Genomic DNA, 3,751 nt, shown 5'->3' with positions numbered 1-3,751 from the left:
CAGGATGATCGCCGCTGCGGTCCACTGCCGTCGCCGGGCCCTGCCCCGGCGACGGCCCTATACTCGACGGTCATGTCGAACGTCGATCCCGTCCTGCTGCTGTTGACCACCTGCCCGGACCGGGCCAGTGCCGAGCGCATCGCGCACGCGCTGGTCGCCGAGCACCTGGCCGCCTGCGTCACCCGCCTGGACGGCGCACAGTCGACGTACCGCTGGCAGGGCGAGGTGACCACCGACGCCGAACTGCAACTGCTGGTGAAGACCACCGCAAGCCGTGTCGATGAAGCCATCGCCCGGATCGTCGAACTGCATCCGTATGAACTCCCGGAGTGCATCGCGGTCGAAACCCGGGCCGGCCTGCCGGCGTATCTGGACTGGATCCGGGCACAGACCCGGGAGGACACTGATTGAAGACTCTGTTTGCGCGTGGCGCCGCCTTGTGCGCCCTGTTGTGGCTTTCGTTGCCGGCCTTCGCGCTGGATGAAAAAGATCTGCTGCCGGTGGACCAGGCGTTCGCGCTGACCGCCAGCGCGCCCGAACGTGGCCAGATCCAACTGCAGTTCAAGATCGCCCCCGGCTACTACCTGTATCGCCACCGCACCACGGTGAAAGCCGACCCGGCCTTCAATGCCGCCGCGCTGCAGATGCCCGCAGGCAAGAAGCACCACGACGATTTCTTCGGTGAGGTGGAGACCTACCGTGAGCGCCTGCAGGCCACCCTGCCCGGTGCGCCCACCGATGCCGCCGGCACCATCAGCCTGGAAGTGCGTTACCAGGGCTGCGCCGATGCCGGTGTGTGCTACCCGCCGCAGAAGCGCGTGGTGCAGGTGACCCTGCCCGGCGCGGGCGGTGCGGCTGCTGCGCTGCCAACCGCGCGCGCCACCGGCGCCAGTGCGTTCAACAATCCGCTGGCCGGTGCCGGCAGCAACGGTGGCCTGCGCCTGCCGGGCACCAGCAACAGCCAGGCGCTGCCGCTGCCGTCGGAACAGGCATTCGGCTTCGATGCCATCGCCAGCGATGGCAACACGCTGCTGCTGCGCTTCAGCCCGGCGCCGGGCTATTACCTGTATCGCGATCGCACCTCGCTGAAGCTGGAAGGCAGCACCGGGGTACTGGCCGACAAGCCGCGTTGGCCGGCGGCGCAGTCGCACCGCGATGAGCACTTCGGTGATGTGGCGGTCTATTTCAACCAGGTGGAAGTGCCGGTGCCGCTGCGCCGCAGCCGCGCCGAGGCCGTCGACAGCACGCTGGTGGTGACCTTCCAGGGTTGCCAGACCGATGGCATCTGCTACCCGCCGATGACCCGGCGGGTGAAGTTGTCGATCCCGGCCGGCAAGGCCAACGCCACCGGCGATGCGCCTGCCGCACGCGACGAAGTGATCCGCTCGCTGCCGCCTTCGGCCGCTGCCAGCACCCGTGAGGGCGCCAACGGCACGCCGCTGCGCCTGCTGCCGACCGTACCCAACGACACACCGGCCAACACCGGTGCTGCCGACGCCAGCAGCGGCGCGCGCGATGCCTTCGCCGCTGATGCGCAGCAGGACAATGCACTGCGTACCAAAGCCCCCAGCCGCGTGCCGAAAACCGACAGCTCGCTGTTGTGGGTACTGCTGCTGGCGCTGGGCGGAGGCCTGGTGCTGAATCTGATGCCCTGCGTGCTGCCGATCCTGTCGTTGAAGGTGCTGAGCCTGGCGCAGAGCGGCGAAAGCCCCGAGCGCGCCCGCAGCCACGCCATGTGGTACACGCTGGGCGTGCTGGTTGCCTTCGCGGTGATCGGCGCGTTGATGGTCGGCCTGCGCATGCTTGGCAATGCAGTCGGCATCGGTTTCCAGCTGCAGCATCCCGGCGTGGTCGCGGCGTTGGCCTACATCATGTTCGCGGTGGGCCTGAGCCTGTCCGGCGTGTTCACCATGGGCGGCGGCATCGGCAACTTCGGCCAGTCGCTGGCGCGACGCAGTGGCCCGGCCGGCGATTTCTTCACCGGCGTGCTGGCCTGCGTGGTCGGCAGTGCCTGCGTGGGTCCGTTCTTCGGCCCGGCGGTGGCCTATGCCTTCGTTGCACCGCCGGTTGCGGCGATGCTGGTGTTCCTGTTCCTCGGCCTGGGCCTGGCCCTGCCGTTCCTGCTGATCGGCTTCGTGCCGGCGCTGGCCCGTCGCCTGCCCAAGCCGGGCCAGTGGATGGAAACCCTGAAGCACGTGCTGGCCTTCCCGATGTACGCCGCGGCGTTGTGGCTGCTGTGGGTGCTGGGCAAGCAGCGCGGCGTGGATGGCATGGCGCTGGCGCTGGGTGGCCTGCTGCTGCTCACCGGTGGCCTGTGGCTGTTCGAGCGCAGCCGCTGGCGCAGCCAGCGCGCGGCCGGGCTGCTGGGCGTGCTGCTGGTGATTGCGGCGCTGGTGCCGGTGTGGGGCGTGACCCAGCTGGCACCGCCGGCACGCGCCGCGCAGGCGAGCAGCGAGAACGTGGTGGACTACTCGCCGCAGATGCTGGACCGCCTGCGCGCCGACAACCGCGTGGTGTTCGTCAACATGACCGCCGACTGGTGCGTGAGCTGCAAGGCCAACGAACGCGCGGTGCTGTCGCGCCCGGAGTTCAAGGAACTGCTCAAGCGCACCAACGCGGTGTACATGCGTGGCGACTACACCAATGTGGACCCGCAGATCACCGCGTTCCTGGATGAGCACAAGGCCGTGGGCGTGCCGCTGTACGTGGTGTACGGCCCCGGCGCACCGCCGACGGTGCTGCCGACCCTGCTGACCCAGGCGCTGGTGGAAGAAGCGTTGCTGCGTACCGCGCGATGAAGTGGCAACGGCCAGCACTGCTGTGGACAGCGGTGCTGGCTGCCGGGCTTGGCTTGTGGGCGGGCAATCGGCTGACGCCGGCGCCGGCGGCGCAAACCGCATCGCCTGCTGCCGTATCACCGCCAGCGCTGCCGATGCTGCGCCCCGGTGATCCGCTGCCGGCGCTGGTCCTGCACGATGCAGACGGCAACGCGCTGGATATCCGCGAACGCTTCAAGGGCCGGCCATTGCTGGTCAATGTCTGGGCCAGCTGGTGCGGCCCGTGCGTGGAAGAGATGCCCGAACTGGCCCGCTTTGCCGAGGGCCAAGGCGCGCACGGCGTACAGGTGTTGGGCCTGGCGCTGGATACGCCGGACGGCGTGCGCGATTTCCTGCAGCGGGTGCCGGTGGGCTATCCCATCGTCCTCGACACCCCTGGCCCACGCGATGCCAGCGTGCAGTTGGGCAACGCGCAGGGCCTGCTGCCCTACAGCGCGCTGTTCGATGCGCAGGGACGGATGGTGAAGGCAAAGCTCGGCCCGTTCGCGCACGGCGAGATCGAAGGCTGGGCGAAGTAAGGTCGGCAGGGCTGCGCCCTGCACCTGCAGATGCTTTCAAGCAACAGCAACAGCCGAAGCAACAGCAACAGCGGGCTTCCTGCGGGATGACGAGGCACTGTGGGTGTGCGGGGCCGCCGTGAACCCGTCCATGGGGGCTTGGTCGCCGCATCCATGCGGCTCACACCCCGCAAACCCACAGTGCCCCGCCTTCGACAGTTTCCCGGTAGCCAGTAGATCCACGCCATGCGTGGATGAATCTCCATCGACATCGAATATTTCGACAATGGATGGAAGAGCATCCACGCATGGCGTGGATCTACGTGTCGACCGAGGTCGACACCCACCAAGAGCAGGCCATGCCATTCCGGCAGATCGCAGAAATCTGTCGAAGGCGGGGTGGGGGCGGGGGGGGGG

3 protein-coding genes are annotated in these 3,751 nt (G+C 68.4%); all 3 read left to right on the top strand.

The window, feature by feature from the left end:
• The first annotated feature begins 72 nt into the window (after positions 1-72).
• From cutA to ACFX4F_RS20125, 3 genes are read left to right on the top strand one after another with little or no spacing between them, the layout of a single operon-like run.
• On the top strand, positions 73-411 hold the full coding sequence (gene cutA / locus ACFX4F_RS20135; protein ID WP_099820496.1) for a divalent-cation tolerance protein CutA: 339 nt from the start codon (positions 73-75) through the stop codon (positions 409-411).
• Positions 408-2,798 carry a protein-disulfide reductase DsbD domain-containing protein gene (locus ACFX4F_RS20130; protein WP_380658092.1) on the top strand — a complete coding sequence of 797 codons (2,391 nt, stop codon included), beginning with the start codon at positions 408-410 and terminating at the stop codon, positions 2,796-2,798. Before cutA ends, ACFX4F_RS20130 begins: the two co-directional genes overlap by 4 nt.
• Positions 2,795-3,355 (top strand): TlpA family protein disulfide reductase, encoded by a 561-nt coding sequence (locus ACFX4F_RS20125; RefSeq protein ID WP_380658090.1) that lies wholly within the window; start codon positions 2,795-2,797, stop codon positions 3,353-3,355. Before ACFX4F_RS20130 ends, ACFX4F_RS20125 begins: the two co-directional genes overlap by 4 nt.
• Positions 3,356-3,751: the final 396 nt, after the last annotated feature.

It is taken from the genome of Stenotrophomonas sp. YIM B13575, from assembly GCF_042787595.1.
Lineage (GTDB): Bacteria > Pseudomonadota > Gammaproteobacteria > Xanthomonadales > Xanthomonadaceae > Stenotrophomonas > Stenotrophomonas lactitubi_B.
This window is presented reverse-complemented; position numbering and strand designations above follow the sequence as displayed.